Source organism: Pseudomonas tolaasii NCPPB 2192, assembly GCF_002813445.1.
GTDB lineage: Bacteria > Pseudomonadota > Gammaproteobacteria > Pseudomonadales > Pseudomonadaceae > Aquipseudomonas > Aquipseudomonas tolaasii.
In genome coordinates this window covers 1-22,233 of sequence record NZ_PHHD01000001.1, presented here as the reverse complement: position 1 = coordinate 22,233, position 22,233 = coordinate 1, and the positions used below count along the sequence as shown (strand labels likewise).

Sequence of the window (22,233 nt, the reverse complement as noted above, 5' to 3'; positions counted from 1 at the left end):
TGCCATCGCACGCAAGCCAGCTCCCACAATTTAGATCCTGGCCAGCTCATAAAAAGAGTCGCTTTCAAGGAATGTCACAAGGTGGTGACATTTCCCCTCCGCTTCGTTACTTGCCCCCACCCCGCCCTTGTTTAGACTCCGGTCATCCCATAAAAAATAATAAGGGCCACCCATGACCACGCAACCACTGCCTGCCAGCAGCTGGCTGAATGCACCTGCCCATCACGCCTGGCTTGCCGCCGAAGGTCAGCGCCTGTTGGCATTCGCCAAAGCCTCGCAACTGCCCGACGGCTTCGGCAACCTGGACGACAAAGGCCAACTGCCGGCCGAAGCCCACGCCGAAACCATGAACACCGCCCGCATGACCCACAGCTTTGCCATGGCCCACGCCATGGGGCTGCCGGGCTATGCCGAGCTGGTCGAGCACGGGGTTGCCGCGCTCAGTGGCCCTTTGCGTGATAGCGAGCACGGCGGCTGGTTCGCCGCGCCGAACGCCCTGGATGGCAACAGTGGCAAGGCTGCCTATCTGCATGCGTTCGTGGCCCTGGCCGCCAGCTCGGCAGTGGTGGCGGGGGCGCCCGGTGCGCAAAACCTGTTGAACGACGCGATCCACATCATTGACCAGTTTTTCTGGAGCGAAGAAGAGGGCGTGATGCTCGAATCCTTCGCCCGGGACTGGACCGGCGTTGAAGCCTACCGTGGCGCCAACAGCAACATGCACGCCACCGAAGCCTTCCTCGCGCTGGCGGATGTGACGGGCGACACGCGCTGGCTGGACCGTGCATTGCGCATTGTCGAACGCGTTATCCACCATCACGCTGCCGCCAACCAGTTCATGGTCATCGAGCATTTCGACACCCAGTGGAAGCCCCTGCTCGGTTACAACGAAGACAACCCGGCCGACGGCTTCCGCCCTTATGGCATCACCCCCGGCCACGGTTTTGAATGGGCGCGGCTGGTGCTGCACCTGGAAGCCGCGCGTTTGCAAGCCGGGCTACCCACGCCGGACTGGCTGGTGAACGACGCCAAAGGCCTGTTCGCCAGCGCCTGTGAATACGCCTGGGCCGTGGACGGTGCCCCCGGCATCGTCTACACCCTGGACTGGAACCACCAGCCCGTGGTGCGCGAGCGCCTGCACTGGACTCACGCCGAAGCCAGCGCTGCCGCCCAGGCCTTGCTCAAACGCACAGGTGAGCTGCATTACGAAACCTGGTATCGCCGCTTCTGGGAGTTCTGCGAAACCCGCTTCATCGACCGGGTTCATGGCAGTTGGCACCACGAACTGAGCCCGCAAAACCGGCCCAGCAGCAAAATCTGGGGTGGCAAGCCAGACCTGTACCATGCCTGGCAAGCGGTGGTGCTGCCTGCGCTACCCTTGTCTCCCAGCATGACCAGCGCCTTGGGTCGCGGCTGCTATGTCACTAAGTGGTGACATTTGTGCGTCCCTTTGTTACCTGCGGCCCAAATATCCCTGTTTAAACTCCGTGCAGCGCAAGCTCCAGACTTGCATGCATAACAACAAGAAAAGGTACTCAGATGAACGCGATTAATCGCCTCGCCGTTGCTATTTCCATTGCCTCGTTGTTTCCCCTCAGTGCATTTGCCGCCGACTCAAAAGGGACGGTTGAAGTGGTGCATTGGTGGACCTCCGGCGGTGAAAAAGCGGCTGTAGATGTACTGAAGGCTCAAGTTGAAAAAGACGGCTTCGTCTGGAAAGACGGTGCTGTAGCCGGCGGCGGTGGCGCCACGGCCATGACCGTGCTGAAAAGCCGCGCAGTGGCTGGCAACCCGCCAGGCGTTGCCCAGATCAAAGGCCCGGACATCCAGGAATGGGCGTCGACCGGCCTGCTCGACACCGACGTACTCAAAGACGTCGCCAAAGAAGAGAAGTGGGATTCCCTGCTCGACAAGAAAGTCTCCGACACCGTGAAGTACGAAGGCAATTACGTTGCCGTACCGGTCAACATCCACCGCGTGAACTGGCTGTGGATCAACCCGGAAGTCTTCAAGAAAGCCGGTATCACCAAGAACCCGACCACCCTCGAAGAATTCTACGCAGCCGGCGACAAGCTCAAGGCCGCGGGCTTCATTCCGCTCGCCCACGGTGGCCAGCCTTGGCAGGACAGCACTGTCTTCGAAGCCGTCGTCCTGTCGGTGATGGGTGCGGACGGCTACAAGAAAGCCCTGGTTGACCTGGACAACGCCGCCCTGACCGGCCCTGAAATGGTCAAGGCCCTGACTGAGCTGAAGAAAGTCGCGACCTACATGGACGTCGACGGCAAAGGCCAGGACTGGAACCTCGAAGCCGGCAAGGTCATCAATGGCAAGGCCGGCATGCAAATCATGGGTGACTGGGCCAAGTCCGAGTGGACTGCCGCCAAGAAAGTCGCCGGCAAAGACTACGAGTGCGTAGCCTTCCCGGGCACCGACAAAGCCTTCACCTACAACATCGACTCCCTGGCGGTGTTCAAGCAGAAAGACAAAGGCACTGCTGCCGGTCAGCAGGACATCGCCAAAGTCGTGCTGGGTGAAAACTTCCAGAAAGTCTTCAGCATCAACAAGGGCTCGATCCCGGTGCGGACCGACATGCTGCAGAAAATGGACTCGTACGGCTTTGACTCCTGCGCCCAGACCGCTGCCAAGGACTTCCTGGCTGACGCCAAGACCGGCGGCCTGCAACCAAGCATGGCGCACAACATGGCCACCACCCTGGCCGTACAAGGTGCGTTCTTTGATGTCGTGACCAACTACATCAACGACCCGAAAGCCGACCCGGCCGACACCGCCAAGAAACTCGGTGCCGCGATCAAGTCTGCCAAGTAACGGTTAGCACTGCTGGTCCTTGTGAGGGGAAACCCCCTGACCCCTCACAAGGCATGCTCCTGTAGTCCTTTTTCCCTGTACTGGATTTTCCCATGAGTTCTGTTGCTGTGTTCAGCAAGGCCTCGCCGTTCGACGCACTGCAGCGCTGGCTCCCAAAACTGGTGCTGGCGCCGAGCATGTTCATCGTTCTGGTGGGCTTTTACGGCTACATCCTGTGGACGTTCGTTCTGTCGTTCACCAACTCCACCTTCCTGCCCAGCTACAAATGGGCCGGTCTTGCGCAATACGCCCGGTTGTTCGACAACGACCGCTGGTGGGTGGCGAGCAAGAACCTGGCGGTATTCGGCGGGATGTTTATCGGCATCACCCTGGTGATCGGCGTGACGCTGGCGATTTTTCTCGACCAGAAAATCCGTCGTGAAGGCTTTATCCGCACCATTTACCTGTACCCGATGGCGCTCTCGATGATCGTGACCGGTACCGCGTGGAAATGGCTGCTCAACCCGGGCATGGGCCTGGACAAACTTCTGCGGGACTGGGGCTGGGAAGGCTTCCGTCTCGACTGGCTGATCGACCCGGACCGCGTGGTGTACTGCCTGGTGATTGCCGCCGTGTGGCAAGCCTCGGGCTTCATCATGGCGATGTTCCTCGCCGGCCTGCGCGGTGTCGACCAATCGATCATCCGTGCCGCCCAGATCGACGGCGCGAGCCTGCCGCGCATCTACTGGAGCGTGGTGCTGCCCAGCCTGCGCCCGGTGTTCTTCAGTGCGGTGATGATCCTGGCGCACATCGCCATCAAGAGCTTCGACCTGGTGGCGGCCATGACGGCTGGCGGCCCGGGCTACTCGTCCGACCTGCCGGCGATGTTCATGTACTCGTTCACCTTCAGTCGCGGCCAGATGGGCATGGGCTCGGCCAGTGCAATCCTGATGCTCGGTGCGATCCTCGCGATCATCGTGCCTTACCTGTACTCCGAGCTGAGGACCAAGCGTAATGACTAGTCTCGCTTCCAAACCTGGCATCAGCCTGAGCCGCATCGCGATCTACGCGGTGCTGATCCTCGCGGTGCTGTTGTACCTGGTGCCGCTGGTGGTGATGTTGCTCACCAGCTTCAAGACCCCGGAAGACATCAGCACCGGCAACCTGCTGAGCTGGCCGACCGTGGTCACCGGCATCGGCTGGGTAAAGGCCTGGGCCACGGTGGATGGTTACTTCTGGAACTCGATCAAGATCACCGTTCCGGCGGTGCTGATCTCTACCGCCATCGGCGCATTGAACGGCTATGTGCTGTCGTTCTGGCGCTTCAAAGGCTCGCAGTTGTTCTTTGGCCTGCTGCTGTTCGGCTGCTTCCTGCCGTTCCAGACCGTACTGCTGCCCGCGTCGTTCACCCTCGGCAAAATGGGCCTGGCCAGTACCACCACAGGCCTGGTGTTTGTGCACGTGGTCTACGGGCTGGCGTTTACTACACTGTTTTTCCGTAACTATTACGTGAGCATTCCGGATGCGCTGATCAAGGCCGCACGTTTGGACGGTGCGGGATTCTTCACCATCTTCCGTCAGATCATTCTGCCGATGTCGACGCCGATCATCATGGTTTGCCTGATCTGGCAGTTCACCCAGATCTGGAACGACTTCCTGTTCGGTGTGGTGTTTTCCAGCGGCGACTCCCAGCCCATCACGGTGGCGCTGAACAACCTGGTCAACACCAGCACCGGGGCCAAGGAATATAACGTGGATATGGCGGCGGCGATGATCGCCGGGCTGCCGACCCTGCTGGTCTATGTGATCGCAGGCAAGTATTTCGTGCGCGGCCTCACAGCCGGCGCGGTCAAGGGGTAATCATGGCTACGCTTGAACTTCGCAATGTAAACAAGACCTATGGCGCCGGCCTGCCCGACACCTTGAAGAACATCGAACTGTCGATCAAGGAAGGCGAATTCCTGATTCTGGTCGGCCCTTCGGGCTGCGGCAAATCCACGCTGATGAACTGCATCGCCGGCCTGGAGACCATCACCGGTGGCGCGATCATGATCGGCGACCAGGATGTGAGCGGCATGAGCCCCAAGGATCGTGACATCGCCATGGTGTTCCAGTCCTACGCGCTGTACCCGACCATGAGCGTGCGCGAGAACATCGAGTTCGGTCTCAAGATTCGCAAGATGGCCCAGGCGGATATCGACGCCGAAGTGGCGCGCGTGGCCAAACTGCTGCAGATCGAGCACCTGCTCAATCGCAAGCCGGGCCAATTGTCCGGCGGCCAGCAACAGCGTGTGGCCATGGGCCGTGCCCTGGCGCGTCGTCCGAAGATCTACCTGTTCGATGAACCGCTGTCCAACCTGGACGCCAAGCTGCGCGTCGAAATGCGCACCGAAATGAAGCTGATGCACCAGCGCCTGAAGACCACCACCGTCTACGTGACGCACGACCAGATCGAAGCAATGACCCTGGGCGACAAAGTGGCGGTGATGAAGGACGGCATCATTCAGCAATTCGGTACGCCGAAAGAAATTTACAACGACCCGGCCAACTTGTTTGTGGCAAGCTTTATCGGTTCACCTCCAATGAACTTTGTACCTTTGCGCCTGCAACGCAAGGACGGAAAGTTGGTGGCGCTGCTCGACAGCGGCCAGGCTCGTTGTGAACTGCCGTTGAGCATGAACGATGCCGGCCTGGAAGATCGCGACGTGATTCTGGGCCTGCGCCCGGAGCAAATCGTGCTGGCGTCGGGGGAGGGCAATGGTTCTTCGAGCATTCGTGCCGAAGTCCAGGTCACCGAGCCGACCGGCCCGGACACGCTGGTGTTCGTGCAACTGAATGAAACCAAGGTCTGCTGCCGTTTGGCTCCGGACGTGGCACCGCAGGTAGGCGAGACCCTGACCCTGCAATTTGATCCGGCCAAGGTGCTGCTGTTTGACGCCAAGACGGGCGAGCGCCTGGGTACTGCAGCTTCTTTGCCTGCACAGGGACATGCCGACAATGTGGCCCAGTTCAAAGGCCGCTGAGAAGATAAGTTGTTGTTTTAGTTAAAAAAAGTAAACCGCGTTAGATAAAAACAGTTTAATAACAATAAAGACGAGGATGTAGGGATGAAAAAGCAACACAACAACACCCGGCTGATCTGCCAACTGTCAGCAGCAGCAGCCCTGGTATTGTCCGCCAATGCGATGGCGGCCGATGCCTTCAGCTCCGATTCCAAATGGATGACCGGTGATTGGGGCGGCGAGCGTACCAAGCTGATTGAGCAAGGTATCGACATCAAAGCCGACTACGTCGGGGAAATGGGCGCCAACCTGCATGGCGGCTTCAACGATGACAAGACTGCCCGTTACGCTGACCAGGTCGGTCTGGGCGTAGCACTGGACCTGCAAAAACTGTGGGGCTGGGATAACACCCAGGCCAAGATCCAGTTGACCAACCGTAATGGTTACAACATCTCCAATGACCGTATTGGCGACCCGCGTGCCGGCACCTTGAGTTCGTCTCAAGAAGTTGATGGCCGTGGCCACATGGTGCGTCTGACCCAGTTCTGGATCCAGCACCAGATGTTCGACAACAAGCTGGATGTGAAACTCGGTTACTTCGGTGAAGGCGAAGATTTCAACACCTTCCCATGCGACTTCCAGAACCTGTCGTTCTGCGGCTCGCAAGTGGGTAACTACGTCAACACCTGGTACAACTGGCCCGTCAGCCAGGCGGCTATCCGCGTGAAGTACAACATCACGCCAGAGCTGTATGCGCAAATCGGTGCGTACAACCAGAACCCGTCGCAGCTGGAGCACGGCAACGGCTTCAAACTCAGCGGCAGCGGCACCAAGGGCACCGTATTGCCGGTGGAATTGGTCTGGTCGCCGAAGGTCAATGGCCTGCCGGGCGAATACCGTGTGGGTTACTACAAGAGCACGGCCGATGCGGCCGACGTTCGTGAAGACGTCAACGGTAACGACGCCGGCACCACGGGCGCAGCTTTCCGTGTTCGCAGCAGCAAGACCGGCTACTGGGGTGTTCTGCAACAGCAACTCACCACGCACAACGGCGATGCTTCCCGCGGCCTGAACATCGCGGCCAACGTGACTTTCCACGACAAAGACACCAACCTGGTCGACAACTACCAGTCGTTGATGCTCGTGTACAAAGGTCCATTCGACGCGCGTGCCAAGGATGACATCGGTATCGGTGTTTCCCGTATTCACGCCAACAGTGACGTGAAGAAGAACTCCGAGCTGCTCAACGCTGCCGGCGGTTTCACCGACTATGACCAGGCGGGGTTCACACCGCTGCGGAACACCGAGTACAACGTCGAACTGAACTACGGTGTCCACGTCACCAACTGGCTGACCGTACGTCCGAACCTGCAATACATCAAAAACCCGGGCGGTGTTAAAGAAGTCGACAACGCATTGGTCGCAGGCCTGAAAATTCAGACTACGTTCTAACGTTGTTGCGATAAGCTCCTTCTCTCTGTGCGCATTTTGCGGGTAGCCATGGCTACCCGCTTTTTTTCGGCTGCACACTGCACAACCCATGTGGGAGCTGGCTTGCCTGCGATTGCATCGGCTCGGTTATTCAGGCAAACCGAGTCGCCCGCATCGCAGGCAAGCCAGCTCCCACAGGGAACCCAAGTTTGAGCGATATTGGATTTCAGGACCGTGGCACATGCATGAGCATCCGCTGCAACGCTTTTTCAAATCCCTGCGCGAGCGTCCGGTGTTCGCCTGGGAGCGCTTTCAGATGCGCGACGTGTTGGTGATCGACCACCCGCTGTGCCAGGCGGTGTTCAGTCGCCAGGGCGCGCAATTGCTGCACTTTCAGCCCACGGGCCAAAAGCCCTGGCTGTGGTGTGCGGCGAAGTGGCCGCAGGTGGGCGCCATTCGTGGCGGCGTGCCGGTCTGCTGGCCGTGGTATGGCCGCCACCCGAGCGAAAACGCCTGGCCGTCCCATGGGTGGGCGCGCTTGATCGACTGGAAGCTGCTCGACAGCCGCACCGACGAGGACGGCGTGCGCCTGCACTGGCAACTGCAACTGTGCGACTGGCAGGTGGACCTGCACGCGCACCTGGGCGAAACCCTGGAACTGCGCCTGAGTACCGAGCATCAGGACGAACTGCCCTGCCAGTTGAGCCATGCGTTGCATGCTTATTGGCGCATTGGTCACGTGGATGAGATAGCGCTGTCTGGACTCGACGGCGCGCAAGGCTATGACCAGCTCAGCCGTCAGGTTTGCCAGCAGGAAGGCGAATTGCGCGTCGATGGCGGCTGTCAGCGGGTGTTCCAGCATGACGGCGAGCTGCAGCTCAAGGATCACGCCTGGCAGCGCGAGCTGTGCATCGACACCGGAGACAGTGCCGCCACGGTGGTGTGGCACCCTGGCAGCCGACCGCTGTTGGGGGTGAGTTTCAACGAGGCGTCGGGGTTTGTGTGTGTGGAGTCGGCGATGGCCGGCGCGAGTTTGGCGCCGGGGGAGAGGGCGCATTTGAGCTTGCAGGCCAGGGCCGGGGTTTAGCGGTGTGGCTTCCGGCCCTATCGCAGGCAAGCCAGCTCCCACATTTGGAATGCATTCCCCTGTGGGAGCTGGCTTGCCTGCGATAGGGCCGCTACTCCTGGTGGAGGCTCCTGCTAGTTGAATTCATCCCCTACCGGGTACCGGCTGTCATTCAAGCTCTCTTTGATCTTGCGCAAATGCGGCTGGAAATCCACGCCACGGCGCAGGGTCATGCCGGTCGCCAACACATCCAGCACCGTCAGTTGAATGATCCGAGAGGTCATCGGCATGTAGATGTCGGTGTCCTCCGGCAGCGGAATGTTCAGGCTCACGGTACTGGCCTTGGCCAGCGGCGAGTTTTCGGCAGTCACACCGAGCACCGATGCACCGTTTCCACGGGCGATACGCGCCACTTCCACCAGCTCGCGGGTGCGCCCGGTGTAGGAAATGATCACGAACAGCTCGCCCGTGTGCGCCACCGAGGCGATCATGCGCTGCATCAACACGTCGGCGTGGGCGGTCACGGCCAGGTTGAAGCGGAAGAACTTGTGCAGCGCATCCATCGCCACCGGGGCCGAAGCGCCGAGGCCGAAGAAGTGAATCTGTCGCGCCTGGATCAACAAATCCACGGCCTTGCTGATCAGGGCCGGGTCCAGCGCCTGGCAGGCGCTGTCCAATGATGCAATCGCGCTGCCAAAGATCTTCTGCGTGTAAGCCTCAGGGTTATCATCGGCTTCCACGGCGCGGCTGACATACGCCGCACCACTGGCCAGGCTTTGTGCCAGTTGCAATTTGAGTTCAGGGTAACCGCTGACGCCGAATGAACGGCAGAAACGGTTGACCGTCGGTTCACTGACCGAGGCGGCCTGGGCGAGGGCGGCGATCGAGAAGCGGGTGGCCTGCTGCGGGTTGAGCAGGATGACTTCAGCGACTTTGCGCTCGGCCTTGTTCAATTCTTCGAGGCGGTTCTGGATCTGTTCCAGAAGATTTCGCACGCGGTCCATTCAGTCTTTCCTTCGGGCGACGATGCAAATAAGGGGCGGTAATCAATCGACGAGCGGCCCTTTGCGGTGGCCTATCCTACTTAGCGTAGCTGAACACCACCACTCGGAATGCGTATTTCGGGAAAATGTTGTGGTTATTACTACATTTTTCCTTGAGTGATGCCTTGAAAAAAGGTATTTGTAGCTTAACTTGATAAAAGAACAAACATCATGCCTTCGATAACCGTAGAACCCTGCACCTTTGCCCTGTTTGGCGCCTTGGGTGATCTGGCGCTGCGCAAGTTATTTCCTGCCCTCTATCAACTCGATGGCGCCGGGCTCTTGCACGACGACACCCGCATCCTGGCCCTGGCCCGAGAAGCCGGTGACGCGCCGCAACACGTGGCCCACATCGAAAAAGAATTACGCAAATACGTCGGCAAGGAACTGGACGAAGCCGTCGCCCAGCGCTTCCTGGCCCGCCTGACCTACGTCCACGTCGACTTCAAAAATGCCGACGACTACGTTGCCCTGGCGGATATCGCCGGTACTGCACAAACCCTGATCGCCTACTTCGCCACCCCGGCGGCGGTGTATGGAGCGATTTGCGAGAACCTCGCCAAGGTCGGCCTGGCGGACAACACCCGTGTGGTGCTGGAAAAGCCCATCGGCTCGGACCTGGAATCCTCGCGCAAGGTCAACGACGCGGTGGCGCAGTTCTTCCCGGAGAACCGCACCTACCGCATCGACCACTACCTGGGCAAAGAAACCGTCCAGAACCTGATCGCCCTGCGTTTTGCCAACAGCCTGTTCGAAACCCAGTGGAACCAGCATTACATTTCCCACGTGGAAATCACCGTGGCCGAGCAGGTCGGCATCGAAGGCCGTTGGGGCTATTTCGACAAGGCCGGCCAACTGCGCGACATGATCCAGAATCACCTGCTGCAGCTGCTGTGCCTGATCGCCATGGACCCACCGGCCGACCTGTCCGCCGACAGCATCCGTGACGAGAAGGTCAAGGTGCTCAAGGCCCTGGCGCCGATCAGCCCGGAAGGCCTGACCACCCAAGTGGTGCGCGGCCAGTACATCGCCGGTTACAGCGCCGGCAAGCCCGTGCCGGGTTACCTGGAAGAAGACAACTCCAACACCCAGAGCGACACCGAAACCTTTGTCGCCCTGCGTGCCGATATCCGCAACTGGCGCTGGGCCGGCGTACCTTTCTACCTGCGTACCGGCAAGCGCATGCCGCAAAAGCTGTCGCAGATCGTCATCCACTTCAAGGAACCGTCTCACTACATCTTCGCCCCCGAGCAGCGCCTGCAGATCAGCAACAAACTGATCATCCGTCTGCAGCCGGACGAAGGTATTTCCTTGCGCGTGATGACCAAGGAACAAGGCCTGGACAAGGGTATGCAACTGCGCAGCGGCCCGCTGCAACTGAATTTTTCCGACACCTATCGCAGCGCGCGGATTCCCGATGCCTACGAGCGGTTGTTGCTGGAAGTGATGCGCGGCAATCAGAACCTGTTTGTTCGCAAAGATGAAATTGAAGCCGCGTGGAAGTGGTGTGACCAGTTGATCGCCGGGTGGAAAAAATCCGGCGATGCGCCCAAGCCGTATGCGGCTGGGTCCTGGGGGCCGATGAGCTCGATTGCACTGATCACGCGGGATGGGAGGTCGTGGTATGGCGATATCTGAATTGAAACTGCCGCAGGGCGTAACGGCCCATGAGTACCGCACACCGGTGTTGCTGGCGGACGGTTTGGCCAATGACGTGGCCGCGCAACTGCGCGCCGCCCTCGGCGCCCGTGGCGAAGCGACGTTGGTGGTGTCCGGTGGCCGTAGCCCAGTTGCCTTCTTCCAGAACCTGGCCAGGCAGGACCTGGACTGGTCCAATGTCACCATCACCCTGGCCGACGAGCGCTGGGTGCCGGTCGAACACGCCGACAGCAATGCCGGCCTGTTGAAGAAGTATCTGCTGCAAGGCCCGGCGGCGAAGGCGAAATTCCTGAGCCTGTACAACGTTGCCGCGAACCTTGAAGACGCCGCCGAACTGGCCGATCGCCAGTTGGCAGAACTGCCAGCCATTGATGTGCTGGTATTGGGCATGGGCGATGACGGCCACACCGCGTCGCTGTTTCCCGACAGCCCGAATCTGAAAGAAGCCCTGCAGCCCGACGGTACCCGCCGTTGCTGGCCGATGCTGGCGCCGACCGTGCCGCATCAGCGCCTGACCATGAGTCGCGCACTGTTGGCCACGGCCCACTACACCGTGCTGTCGATTTCCGGCAGCTCGAAGTTGACCACCTTGAGCGCCGCGCTGGCGAGTGACGACGTCGCCGCCATGCCGATTCGCGCGTTTTTGCAACCTACTTTAGAGATTTACTGGTGCCCATGAGCCAAGGATCAGCCGCTATGAAAAGCCCTCAACCGACCGTGTCCATGGCGGACAAAGTTGCCCTGATCGACAGCCTCTGCGCCAAGGCGCGGATCCTGCCGGTGATTACCATCGCCCGCGAACAGGACATCCTGCCGCTGGCCGATGCCCTGGCAGCAGGCGGTTTGACCGCATTGGAAGTGACCCTGCGTTCCGAGTTCGGCCTCAAGGCCATTCAGGTGCTGCGCGAGCAACGCCCTGAACTGTGCACCGGCGCGGGCACCGTGCTCGACCGTCACATGCTCGAAGCGGCAGAAGTGGCCGGTTCGCAATTTATCGTCACCCCAGGCATCACCCGTGACCTGTTGGAGGCCTCCGTGCACAGCCCGATCCCGCTGCTGCCGGGCATCAGCAATGCCTCCGGCATCATGGAAGGCTACGGCCTGGGTTATCGCCGCTTCAAGCTGTTCCCCGCTGAAGTCAGCGGCGGCGTAGCGGCCATCAAGGCGCTCGGCGGCCCGTTCGGCGAAGTCAAATTCTGCCCAACCGGCGGCGTTGGCCCGGCCAACATCAAAAACTACATGGCGTTGAAAAACGTGATGTGCGTAGGCGGTAGCTGGATGCTGGACCCGGAGTGGGTCAAGAACGGCGACTGGGCGCGCATCCAGGAAGTCACCGCTCAGGCGTTGGCGCTGCTGGACTGATCTGATTTAACGAATCGTTGTTGCTGTGCTTGACGGCATTTTTGCGGTGCACTTGGTCGGTGCGCCGCTTTTTTTTGCCTGTAGAAAAACCCAAGAACTCCGATGTTCAGCTGTGGGAGCTGGCTTGCCTGCGATAGCTTCACCCGGTTATTCGGTTACACCGAGGTGATGCCATCGCAGGCAAGCCAGCTCCCACTGGTTAATCTGCGGCTAGTTCAGTAATGGCTTTCACCAATACATTGATGTCCGCAGCCGACGTGACCAACCCCGGCGTCACCCGAATACAACTGCCAAACGCCGCACCCACCCGCGTAGTGGTAAACAAGCCGTAATCCTTGAGCAAACTGTCGGCCATTACCTGCTGATCCCGCCCGACAAACTTGAACGCCGAAATCCCGCAATACAATCTAGGGTCATCGGACGTCAGCACCTCAATCCCGGCCAACGGCCGCACCTGGCTGACCCACAGATCCCGCAGGTAATTCACTCGCGCACCTTTAGCCGCTGAGCCACCCAGCGCACGATGCTCTTCAAACACCAACGGCAAGGTCATCAGCGCGGGAAAGTTGGGTGTGCTGTAGGGCGTCCGCGCGCGCACATCCGTAATCGGGTAGTGAAACTCACCCATGTCCGGGTCGATGTCCGCCAGGCGTTCCGGGGCGATATACAGAAAGCCCAGGGTCAGCGGTGCGCCGATCCATTTGTGCAGGTTGAAGCCGGCGAACTGGATGCCCAGCTGCGGCAGGTTGAACTCGATCTGGCCGAGGGCGTGGGCGCCGTCGAGGATGACGTCAATGCCGCGTTCGCGCGCGGCCTTGGCAATCGCCTCGACCGGCATCACCAGGCCGGTGCGATGGGTGACATGGGTCAGCGCCATCAGCTTCAGGCGCGGGTAGCGCGCAAAGGCATCGCGATACGTTTGCACCAGACTGTCGAAACTGGCCGGATGCGCGTGGGAAAGTTCGACCACTTCCACACCACGAATACCTGCCAGCCAGCGCATCGCGCCTTTGACCGTGTCGTACTCCAGGTCGCTGATCAGCACCTGATCGCCGGGTTTGAGGCCGTTGTAGTTGCGGATCAACGACTGCAGGGCCTCGGTGGCGTTGCGGGTGAAAGCCACCGATTCCGGATCGACGTCGATCAGCTCGGCCAATTGGCGGCGTATCTCAACGTTCTCGCCTCTTTCAAAGCGCTGACGCACATACAGCGAGTTACTGCGGTTGATAAACGCAACGTGTTCCAGGTACTGCGCTCGCACCACACGGCTCATGCGCCCGAAGTAACCGTTCTCCAGATTGATCGGGCCAGGTTCCAGCTCGTAGCGCTGGGCAATGGTGTGCCAGTGGTGTTCGTTATCAGCATTCCTTGGCATGGCGAGACTCTTAATGGCGAGGGGCGGGATTGCCGTGTTTGGCGCGCAATGGCTCCAGCAGGTCAGAAAGACCGTTGCTGTCGATTTCCTGCATCAACGCCAGCAAGCCGCCCAGTTCACCGTGGGGGAAACCTTCACGGGCGAACCAATTGAGGTAGGGGCCGGGCAGGTCGGCGATGATCCGCCCCTTGTACTTGCCGAAGGGCATTTCACGGGTGATCAGCAATTCAAGTTTTTCGGGGTTCATGGGGTTTCAGGCGTTCAAGTCGAGACCCGGAAAAATACAGGCATTCTGCATGAAGGCCAAATGACAGATCATGCAAATAACGTACATACAGATGGTTCAATAATTTGTAAGTTGTTGAAATGTATAGATAAAGTTGTTTTTCGAAAACTGGCACGTGCGCTGCAACTACCTCTACACCTTTCTTAAACCCGCACAAGGAATTGAAAAATGACTGACATCAACAAAGAATCGATCTCCGTACTCAACGACCTGATCGAAACCAGCAAGGACGGCCAGGAAGGCTTCAAAACCTGTGCTGAAGACATCAAACACCCGGAGCTCAAAGCGCTCTTCGCCAAGCGCTCCGCTGACTGCGCCACCGCCGCCGCCGAGCTGCAAACTGCTGTGCGTGCCTTGGGTGGTGATCCGGAGAAGTCCGGTTCGGTAGCCGGTGCCTTGCACCGTGGTTGGGTTGACGTGAAGTCGCTGGTCACCGGCAAGGATGAAGAAGCTGTACTGAACGAAGCCGAGCGCGGTGAAGACCACGCGTTGAAGGCTTACAAGGAAGCGATCGAGAAGATCAACAAGCACAACCTGCTGGGTATTCGTGACCTGGTTGAGCGTCAGTACCACGGCGCGCAACGTAACCACGACCAGGTGAAAGCCCTGCGCAATCAGGCTCGCGCCAACTCTTGATTACCGGCATGTAACCTCTGTGGGAGCGGGCTTGCCCGCGATAGCGGTAGATCAGTCGACAAGAAGTCTGACTGACAGGCCGTCATCGCGGGCAAGCCCGCTCCCACATTTTTATTTTGCAAATTTCGGGAGTGATATCAGCCGATGCTGATCGGCGGCAGTTCAGTCAAGGTCACCACCTGCTGCTTGCGCGGCGCCAGGATTTCCGCCTCGCCATCCACTACCAACTCATCACGCTGGTTGAACACTCGAGTGGCAATGCGCACGCGAAACTTCGGCAATTTCTCGAGAATTTCCAGACGCACGGTCAAGGTGTCACCGATTTTTACCGGTTTCTGAAAGCTCATTTGCTGGCCGATGTAAATAGTGCCCGGCCCAGGCAGCTCACATGCCACTGCTGCGCTGATCAGGGCGCCGCTGAACATACCGTGGGCGATACGCTCCTTGAACATGGTCGACTTGGCGTATTCGGCATCCAGGTGCACCGGGTTGTGGTCACCGGACATGGCCGCGAACAGCTGGATGTCACGCTCTTCGACGGTTTTGCTGAAACTGGCGGTCTGGCCGACTTCAAGGGCTTCGTAGGGGGTGTTGGTAACCTGAGTCATCGAGGGGTGTATCCTGTGGTAAATCGGTAATTATATGATTTAAAACAATAAATTATTCGCAGCGCGCCGGCCTGTGTAATGTCAGCGCCTGGTCGAGCCACGTCAGCACATCCGCTGTGACAACGTCGCGGTTGGTTTCGTTGAACACCTCATGGCGCGCCTGCGGATAAAGAGTCAGTTGCAGGTTTTGGCAGCCGGCCTCGCGCAGGGCATGAGCCAGACTTTTGAGACGCTTGCCCTCACTCACCGGATCACATTCGCCGCCGATGACCAGAATCGGCAGGCCCGGATCGATCTGGGCGAGGTTGGATGCCTTGCTGATTTGCTGCAGGCCGCCAAGCAGGTCGACCCACAGCTGGTTGGTGCAGCGGAAACCGCACAGCGGGTCGTTGATGTACTTATCCACTTCGACCGGGTCGCGGCTGAGCCAGTCGAAGGCCGTGCGGTTGGGCTTGAATGCCTTGTTGAACGAGCCGAACGACAGAAAGTCGATCAGCGCACTGCGCCCGCGCAACCCCTGGCGTGCGCGCTCAATGCGGGCAATCAACTCGGCTGCGCGGTACAGCGCGACCGGCTGGAAATTCGAACCGCTCAGGATCGCCCCGTTCAGGCTGGCGCTGTGGTGCAGCAAATACGCCTGGGCGATATAGCTGCCCATGCTGTGCCCCAGCAGGATGATCGGCAGGCCAGGCGCTTGGTGCGCGATGTGCTGGTTGAGGCTGGCGAGGTCGCCCACGACTTTGTTCCAGCCATCCTTTTCAGCGTACAACCCCAGCGTGCCTTCGTCGGCGGTGCGGCCATGGCCACGCTGGTCCAGCGCATACAAGCCGTAACCGGCAGCACACAGCGCCTCGGCCAGACGCCCATAGCGGCCACTGTGCTCGGCCATACCGTGGGACAGCATGATCATCGCCCTGGCAGGGCCTTCCGGCAGCCATTGATTGACGTACAGCCGGGTGTGGTCGTTCGCGGTCAGCCAGAAGGTGCTGTGGTTCATGGCGCTTCCTTTGCTCGGGGTCGATGCAGTGTATAGCTCATCCGTCAGGGGGCGGGGTATCTGCCTACACGTTAGGGGCAAGATTCATACAATAAATGACACAGTTGGGCGTATTTGCCTGTTTGGTGATAGCTGCTAACGTCCCCAAAGCTCCGCTTTTTATAGCGACGAAAAAGCGGCCGGACACACTCAGGTAAGAGGACAAGAATAATGCAACCTGATTTTTGGAATGACAAACGCGCCGCGGGCGTTCCCAATGACATCGACCTGAGCACCTACAAGTCCGTCATCGAAGTGTTCGAGCGTTCCTGCAAGGCCTTTGCCGACCGTCCGGCGTTCAGCAACATGGGCATCACCCTGACCTACGCCGAGCTTGAGCGCCAGAGTGCGGCGTTCGCCGGTTACCTGCAAAATCACACCGACCTCAAGCCGGGCGAGCGCATCGCGGTCCAGATGCCCAATGTGCTGCATTACCCGATTGCCGTGTTCGGCGCGCTGCGCGCCGGGCTGATCGTGGTCAACACCAACCCGCTGTACACCCCGCGCGAGATGCGCCACCAGTTCAAGGACGCCGGGGTGCGTGCGCTGGTGTACCTCAACCTGTTCGGTTCACGGGTGCAGGAAGTGTGTGCCGACACCGAGATCGACTACCTGATCGAAGCCAAAATGGGCGACTTCATGCCCGCCGCCAAAGGCTGGCTGATCAACACGGTGGTCGACAAGGTCAAGAAAATGGTCCCTGCCTACAGCCTGCCACGCGCCGTGTCGTTCAAGCGCGCCCTGCGCATGGGGGCAGGCCTGGCCGTGACCCGCCACCCGGTGACCCTGGATGATATCGCCGTGCTGCAATACACCGGCGGCACCACGGGCCTGGCCAAGGGCGCGATGCTCACCCACGGCAACCTTGTGGCCAATATGCAGCAGGCGCGAGCGTGCATGTCCCAGGTCGCCGACGACGGCCAGCCGCTCGTGAGGGAAGGGCAGGAGGTGATGATCGCGCCGCTGCCGCTGTACCACATCTATGCCTTCACGGCGAATTGCATGTGCATGATGGTGACCGGCAACCACAACGTGCTGATCACCAACCCGCGGGACATCGGCGGCTTTATCAAGGAACTGAAAAAGTGGCGGTTCTCTGGCCTGCTCGGGCTGAATACGCTGTTCGTCGCGCTGATGGATCACCCGGATTTCAAGACCCTGGATTTTTCCCACCTCAAAATCACCAACTCCGGCGGCACGGCGTTGGTCAAGGCCACGGCTGAGCGCTGGAAGGCGGTGACCGGTTGCTCCATTGGCGAAGGCTACGGCCTGACTGAAACCTCGCCGGTGGCCAGCACCAACCCTTACGGCAGTCAATCACGGCTGGGAACGGTGGGCCTTCCGGTGCCGGGCACGGCGATGAAGGTTATCGATGATGAAGGCCGCGAGTTGCCTTTGGGCGAGCGTGGCGAGCTGTGCATCAAGGGGCCGCAGGTGATGAAGGGCTACTGGCAGCAACCGGTGGCCACCGCCGAAACCCTGGACGACGAAGGCTGGCTCAAGACCGGCGACATTGCGGTGATCGATGTCGATGGTTTTGTCAGCATTGTCGATCGCAAGAAAGACTTGATCATCGTGTCGGGCTTCAACGTGTACCCCAACGAAATCGAAGACGTGGTGATGGCGCACCCGGCCGTAGCCAACTGCGCCGTGATCGGCGTGCCGGATGAGCGCACGGGCGAAGCGGTGAAGCTGTTTGTCGTGGCGCGGGCCCAGGGCGTGAGCCTTGAGGAGTTGAAGACGTACTGCAAGGCCAACTTCACCGGCTATAAAGTGCCCAAGCATATCGTGCTGCGCGAGTCGTTGCCGATGACGCCGGTGGGCAAGATTTTGCGCAGGGAATTGCGCGACATCGCCTGACATAAAACACCGTCAAAAATGTGGGAGCTGGCTTAACTGCGATAGCGATCTTTCAGTCACCGGATATATCGACTGAAGGTCCGCTATCGCAGGCAAGCCAGCTCCCACATTCGTGATCTGTGGTCCTCAAAGCCTTATTCCAGAGCCTTTTGCTGGGTTATCCTGGCCTGATTTAAAGTGTGACCAAATATTGTAGGACAGTCATGATTATGACTGTAGGGCCCTCTTTTGGCTCTAGGCGGCCCTTGGCAAAGCTGCTACTCTCGGCGCGCTTTGTGACTTCTAGGCCTGCTTTAAAGCGCCAGATTCACCTTAAAAAAACATACACCAATAATAATCGCATCAAATGCGATGATGAATTCGCGTCGCTGAGGAGTGGGCTTCCATGAACGAAGACTTTTGGAAGGATAAGTACCCCGCCGGGATTGCTGCCGACATCAATCCAGACGAGTATCCGAATATTCAGGCGGTACTGAAGCAGTCCTGCCAGCGCTTCGCCAACAAACCGGCTTTCAGCAACCTGGGCAAGACCATCACCTACGGTGAGTTGTACGAATTGTCCGGCGCCTTCGCCGCGTACCTGCAACAGCACACCGATTTGAAGCCCGGCGACCGCATCGCCGTGCAACTGCCCAACGTCCTGCAATACCCGGTCGCCGTGTTCGGTGCCATCCGCGCCGGCCTGATCGTGGTCAACACCAACCCGCTGTACACCGCGCGGGAAATGGAACACCAATTCAACGACTCCGGTGCCAAGGCCCTGGTCTGCCTGGCCAACATGGCCCACCTGGCGGAAAAGGTCGTGCCCAAAACCGGCGTCAGGCACGTTATCGTCACCGAAGTCGCCGACCTGTTGCCGCCCCTCAAGCGCCTGCTGATCAACAGCGTCATCAAGTACGTGAAGAAAATGGTCCCGGCTTACCATTTGCCGAAGGCGATCAAATTCAACGACGTGCTGGCCAAGGGGCACGGCCAACCGGTCAACGATGCCAGCCCTGCCAGCAGCGATGTAGCCGTGCTGCAATACACCGGCGGCACTACCGGCGTGGCGAAAGGCGCGATGCTCACCCACCGCAACCTGGTCGCCAACATGCTGCAGTGCAAGGCGCTGATGGGCTCGAACCTCAATGAAGGCTGCGAGATCCTGATCACGCCGCTGCCGCTGTACCACATCTATGCGTTCACCTTTCATTGCATGGCGATGATGCTGATCGGCAACCACAACATCCTGATCAGTAACCCGCGTGACCTGCCCGCCATGGTCAAGGAACTGTCGAAGTGGAAGTTCAGCGGGTTCGTTGGCCTGAACACCCTGTTCGTGGCGCTGTGCAACAACGAAGGTTTCCGCAAGCTGGATTTCTCTGCGCTGAAAGTCACCCTGTCGGGCGGCATGGCCCTGCAACTGGCGGCCGCCGAGCGCTGGAAAGACGTGACCGGCTGTGGCATCTGCGAAGGTTACGGCATGACCGAAACCAGCCCCGTGGCCACTGTGAACCCGATCCAGTACACCCAGATCGGCACTATCGGTATTCCGGTGCCCTCGACCCTGTGCAAAGTCATCGCCGATGACGGCACCGAGCTGCCCCTGGGCGAAATCGGCGAGCTGTGCATCAAGGGCCCGCAAGTGATGAAGGGCTACTGGCAGCGCGAAGACGCCACCGCCGAAATCCTCGACAGCGAAGGCTGGCTGAAGACCGGCGACATCGCGATCATCCAGCAAGATGGCTACATGCGCATCGTTGATCGCAAGAAAGACATGATTCTGGTCTCCGGTTTCAACGTCTACCCGAACGAACTCGAAGACGTGCTGGCGACCCTGCCGGGCGTGCTGCAATGCGCCGCCATCGGCGTGCCGGACGACAAGTCCGGCGAGCACATCAAGATCTTCATCGTGGTCAAGCCGGGGGCCACCCTGACCAAAGACCAGGTGATGGAGCACATGCGCGCCAACGTCACCGGCTACAAGGTGCCCAAGGCCGTGGAGTTCCGCGATGCCTTGCCGACTACCAACGTGGGCAAGATCCTGCGGCGTGAGTTGCGTGATGAAGAGCTGAAGAAGCTCGGTCTTAAAAAATAACCCCATAAAAACCCGCGATTGCGGGTTTTTTTTATGGGCTGGATTGAAATGCAATCCACTGTGGGAGCTGGCTTGCCGGCGATAGCGGCACATCAGTTACACCCGTGTTGACTGGCCCATCGCTATCGCAGGCAAGCCAGCTCCCACAATTTTTAACCGCGTGCTTACAGGGCAAACTGCGCGAAGCTCACGCCCGCACCCGCCGGGCGTACATCCTTGAGGAACGAATCCTTGTCCGCGCTCAGCTCCAGGTGATCTCCGGCTTGCGCTTGCCCGCGTTGCGTACCACCAGCCCTTCGAGTTTCTCGCGCAGGAACACGGTTGGCACCTTCAGGTGCAGCAAACTGGTCAGTCTCGGCGTTATGCATCAACAGGTGGATCCACTCGTACTGGCCCACGGCAATGCGGCCCACCGGCAGGTCGAACCACCAGATGTTGCGCTTGCGGTCCAGGTCGGTGAAATGGCAGTTGTTGACGCCGAGTACGGCACCGCCCAGTTCGGTGTTCTGCGGGCGATGGCCTGTGCTTTATTGAGTTTCATAACCTTCCTACGGGATCTGTTATTCAGCGTTATAGCCTGAATGTGCCGCGCATTTCATGGGTTGGCTGCAAAACATAAAGCCAAACCTGCGAGCGACGATGAAATGCAGCCTGAAAATAATTGAAACTCTGCCGAACCGGCCCGGGTCAATCTTTACGTAATGACCAAAACCCTTGATTGTTCTTCTGGAGAAATACCATGGGCAGCACAGCGGATAAGGCAAAAGGTTTGAAAGACGAAGCCGTCGGCAACATCAAGCAAGGCGTCGGCAAAGTCACCGGCAACGACAAACTGCGCGCTGAAGGCGTGGTGCAGGAAAAGAAAGGCCAGGTCGAAAAGGCCGTAGGCGATACCAAGGATGCAGTCAAGAAAGCCACCAATAGGCTTTCCACCTGCAGCCAGCGGCCATCCACGGATGGCCGTTTTTATGTCGCACGCTGCAACTAAAACCCTGTCATTGTTTTCAAAGTCGCCAAGTAGGCTACTTTTGATGTAGAAAACGGCCCCTGAGTCGCCCACGACCTCATCCTCTTTGCGGCGAAAGGAGACGCTATGATTTTTCCGGTTCTAGACGGGCTCAAGCTACACCAGGTGCTGATACGCACCGTCAAGGAATTCGTCGATGACGAAATGCCTACCTACGCCTCGGCACTGGCCTACCAGATGCTGTTCTCGCTGTTCCCCTTCCTGCTGTTCCTGATTGCCCTGATCGGTTTCCTGCACCTGCCGGACTTCTTCACCTGGCTGCGCATGCAATCGGAGCTGGTGTGCCACCCCAGGCGCTAGAGCAGGTCAACCCGGTGATCGACCAGTTGCAGCAATCCAAGGGTGGCTTGCTCTCGGTGGGTATCGTCATCGCCCTGTGGACTGCCTCCGCGGCGTGCGCCTGATGATGAGCGCGATGAATGCCGCTTATGACGTGGTGGAAGGCCGACCGATCTGGAAGCGTTTTCCGCTGTCGATTTTCTACACCGTCGGCATCGCCGGCATGTTGCTCGCCGCTGCGGCGCTGATGGTACTCGGCCCGCAGGTCATGGAGTGGCTGGCCGGACAGATCGGCATGCAGGAATTCGTGGTTACGCTGTGGACCATCCTGCGCTGGCCGCTGATCGTGATTCTGCTGATGTTCGCCGTGGCCCTCATGTACTACGTGATGCCTGACGTAGAGCAGAAATTCCGCTTCATCACCCCGGGCTCGGTGCTGGCCGTGGTGGTCTGGATTGTCGCCTCCCTGGGCTTCGGTTATTACGTAAAAACCTTCGCCGATTACAACGCCATGTATGGCAGTATCGGTGCGATCATCGTCCTGCTCCTGTACTTCTATATTTCTGCCGCCGTGTTACTGCTGGGTGCAGAAATGAATGCCGTGATCGAACACATGTCGGCTGAAGGCAAGGACCCGGGGGAAAAAGGAGTTCGATGAACATGCAGGCATGGATGAGAAACAGC

The 22,233-nt window shown here is 59.2% G+C and carries 18 protein-coding genes and 3 pseudogenes; 15 read left to right on the top strand and 6 right to left on the bottom strand.

Features of this window, described 5'->3' with window-relative positions; all coding sequences use genetic code 11:
* Positions 1 to 172 precede the first annotated feature (172 nt).
* From ATI14_RS00105 to ATI14_RS00075, 7 genes are all read left to right on the top strand, one after another.
* A complete protein-coding gene (locus tag ATI14_RS00105) occupies positions 173 to 1,432 on the top strand; it encodes a D-mannose isomerase (RefSeq protein WP_016973209.1) in 1,260 nt (419 codons plus the stop codon).
* Between the two features lie 104 nt (positions 1,433 to 1,536).
* Positions 1,537 to 2,823, top strand: coding sequence for an ABC transporter substrate-binding protein (locus ATI14_RS00100; protein ID WP_016973208.1), 1,287 nt, complete (start codon positions 1,537 to 1,539; stop codon positions 2,821 to 2,823).
* A gap of 92 nt (positions 2,824 to 2,915) precedes the next feature.
* Positions 2,916 to 3,824 carry a carbohydrate ABC transporter permease gene (locus ATI14_RS00095; RefSeq protein WP_017253695.1) on the top strand — a complete coding sequence of 303 codons (909 nt, stop codon included), beginning with the start codon at positions 2,916 to 2,918 and terminating at the stop codon, positions 3,822 to 3,824.
* Positions 3,817 to 4,662, top strand: coding sequence for a carbohydrate ABC transporter permease (locus ATI14_RS00090; RefSeq protein WP_016973206.1), 846 nt, complete (start codon positions 3,817 to 3,819; stop codon positions 4,660 to 4,662). The genes ATI14_RS00095 and ATI14_RS00090 overlap by 8 nt, the downstream gene beginning before the upstream one ends.
* 2 nt (positions 4,663 to 4,664) lie before the next feature.
* Positions 4,665 to 5,825, top strand: coding sequence for an ABC transporter ATP-binding protein (locus ATI14_RS00085; protein ID WP_016973205.1), 1,161 nt, complete (start codon positions 4,665 to 4,667; stop codon positions 5,823 to 5,825).
* Positions 5,826 to 5,909: 84 nt separating this feature from the next.
* Positions 5,910 to 7,256, top strand: coding sequence for a carbohydrate porin (locus ATI14_RS00080; protein WP_016973204.1), 1,347 nt, complete (start codon positions 5,910 to 5,912; stop codon positions 7,254 to 7,256).
* A 220-nt stretch (positions 7,257 to 7,476) separates the two neighbouring features.
* Positions 7,477 to 8,322: a D-hexose-6-phosphate mutarotase gene (locus tag ATI14_RS00075; RefSeq protein ID WP_016973203.1), complete on the top strand. Its 846-nt coding sequence runs from the start codon at positions 7,477 to 7,479 to the stop codon at positions 8,320 to 8,322.
* A 113-nt stretch (positions 8,323 to 8,435) separates the two neighbouring features.
* Here ATI14_RS00075 and ATI14_RS00070 read toward each other — a convergent pair whose 3' ends face one another.
* Positions 8,436 to 9,296, bottom strand: a complete 861-nt coding sequence (locus ATI14_RS00070) for a MurR/RpiR family transcriptional regulator (protein ID WP_177006621.1) — start codon at positions 9,294 to 9,296, stop codon at positions 8,436 to 8,438.
* Positions 9,297 to 9,515: 219 nt separating this feature from the next.
* Between ATI14_RS00070 and zwf the strand changes: the two genes are divergently transcribed.
* The 3 genes from zwf to ATI14_RS00055 are packed head-to-tail and all read left to right on the top strand — an operon-like array spanning position 9,516 to position 12,365.
* Positions 9,516 to 10,982: a glucose-6-phosphate dehydrogenase gene (gene zwf / locus ATI14_RS00065; protein WP_017253694.1), complete on the top strand. Its 1,467-nt coding sequence runs from the start codon at positions 9,516 to 9,518 to the stop codon at positions 10,980 to 10,982.
* Complete coding sequence (gene pgl / locus ATI14_RS00060; RefSeq protein ID WP_031320408.1) at positions 10,969 to 11,682, top strand: 6-phosphogluconolactonase; 714 nt, start codon at positions 10,969 to 10,971, stop codon at positions 11,680 to 11,682. Before zwf ends, pgl begins: the two co-directional genes overlap by 14 nt.
* A 17-nt stretch (positions 11,683 to 11,699) precedes the next feature.
* Positions 11,700 to 12,365 carry a bifunctional 4-hydroxy-2-oxoglutarate aldolase/2-dehydro-3-deoxy-phosphogluconate aldolase gene (locus ATI14_RS00055; protein ID WP_026013852.1) on the top strand — a complete coding sequence of 222 codons (666 nt, stop codon included), beginning with the start codon at positions 11,700 to 11,702 and terminating at the stop codon, positions 12,363 to 12,365.
* Between the two features lie 199 nt (positions 12,366 to 12,564).
* Here ATI14_RS00055 and ATI14_RS00050 read toward each other — a convergent pair whose 3' ends face one another.
* Together ATI14_RS00050 and ATI14_RS00045 are read right to left on the bottom strand one after the other, a co-directional pair.
* Complete coding sequence (locus tag ATI14_RS00050; protein WP_016974185.1) at positions 12,565 to 13,740, bottom strand: aminotransferase class V-fold PLP-dependent enzyme; 1,176 nt, start codon at positions 13,738 to 13,740, stop codon at positions 12,565 to 12,567.
* A 10-nt stretch (positions 13,741 to 13,750) separates the two neighbouring features.
* Positions 13,751 to 13,987 (bottom strand): DUF3820 family protein, encoded by a 237-nt coding sequence (locus ATI14_RS00045; RefSeq protein ID WP_016974186.1) that lies wholly within the window; start codon positions 13,985 to 13,987, stop codon positions 13,751 to 13,753.
* A gap of 207 nt (positions 13,988 to 14,194) precedes the next feature.
* On the opposite strand from ATI14_RS00045, the gene ATI14_RS00040 reads away from it, so the two are divergent.
* Positions 14,195 to 14,662 (top strand): ferritin-like domain-containing protein, encoded by a 468-nt coding sequence (locus ATI14_RS00040; protein WP_016974187.1) that lies wholly within the window; start codon positions 14,195 to 14,197, stop codon positions 14,660 to 14,662.
* A 137-nt stretch (positions 14,663 to 14,799) separates the two neighbouring features.
* Here the strand turns inward: ATI14_RS00040 and ATI14_RS00035 are convergent, their stop codons facing one another.
* Together ATI14_RS00035 and ATI14_RS00030 are read right to left on the bottom strand one after the other, a co-directional pair.
* Entirely contained in the window at positions 14,800 to 15,270 is a 471-nt protein-coding gene (locus tag ATI14_RS00035) for a MaoC family dehydratase (protein WP_016974188.1), read from the bottom strand.
* Between the two features lie 52 nt (positions 15,271 to 15,322).
* Complete coding sequence (locus ATI14_RS00030; protein WP_080520194.1) at positions 15,323 to 16,267, bottom strand: alpha/beta hydrolase; 945 nt, start codon at positions 16,265 to 16,267, stop codon at positions 15,323 to 15,325.
* 210 nt (positions 16,268 to 16,477) lie between these two features.
* Here ATI14_RS00030 and fadD2 point away from each other — a divergent pair, with 210 nt between their 5' ends.
* Together fadD2 and fadD1 are read left to right on the top strand one after the other, a co-directional pair.
* Entirely contained in the window at positions 16,478 to 18,166 is a 1,689-nt protein-coding gene (gene fadD2 / locus ATI14_RS00025) for a long-chain-fatty-acid--CoA ligase FadD2 (RefSeq protein WP_016973103.1), read from the top strand.
* Between the two features lie 385 nt (positions 18,167 to 18,551).
* Positions 18,552 to 20,243 carry a long-chain-fatty-acid--CoA ligase FadD1 gene (gene fadD1, locus ATI14_RS00020; RefSeq protein ID WP_016973104.1) on the top strand — a complete coding sequence of 564 codons (1,692 nt, stop codon included), beginning with the start codon at positions 18,552 to 18,554 and terminating at the stop codon, positions 20,241 to 20,243.
* Positions 20,244 to 20,407: 164 nt separating this feature from the next.
* Here fadD1 and ATI14_RS00015 read toward each other — a convergent pair.
* Positions 20,408 to 20,784 (bottom strand): annotated as a pseudogene (locus ATI14_RS00015) (hypothetical protein).
* Positions 20,785 to 20,982: 198 nt separating this feature from the next.
* Here ATI14_RS00015 and ATI14_RS00010 point away from each other — a divergent pair.
* Together ATI14_RS00010 and ATI14_RS00005 are read left to right on the top strand one after the other, a co-directional pair.
* A pseudogene (locus ATI14_RS00010) lies at positions 20,983 to 21,162 on the top strand (CsbD family protein); the annotation flags it as partial.
* Between the two features lie 174 nt (positions 21,163 to 21,336).
* Positions 21,337 to 22,195, top strand: a pseudogene (locus tag ATI14_RS00005) (YihY/virulence factor BrkB family protein); the annotation flags it as partial.
* Positions 22,196 to 22,233 lie beyond the last annotated feature (38 nt).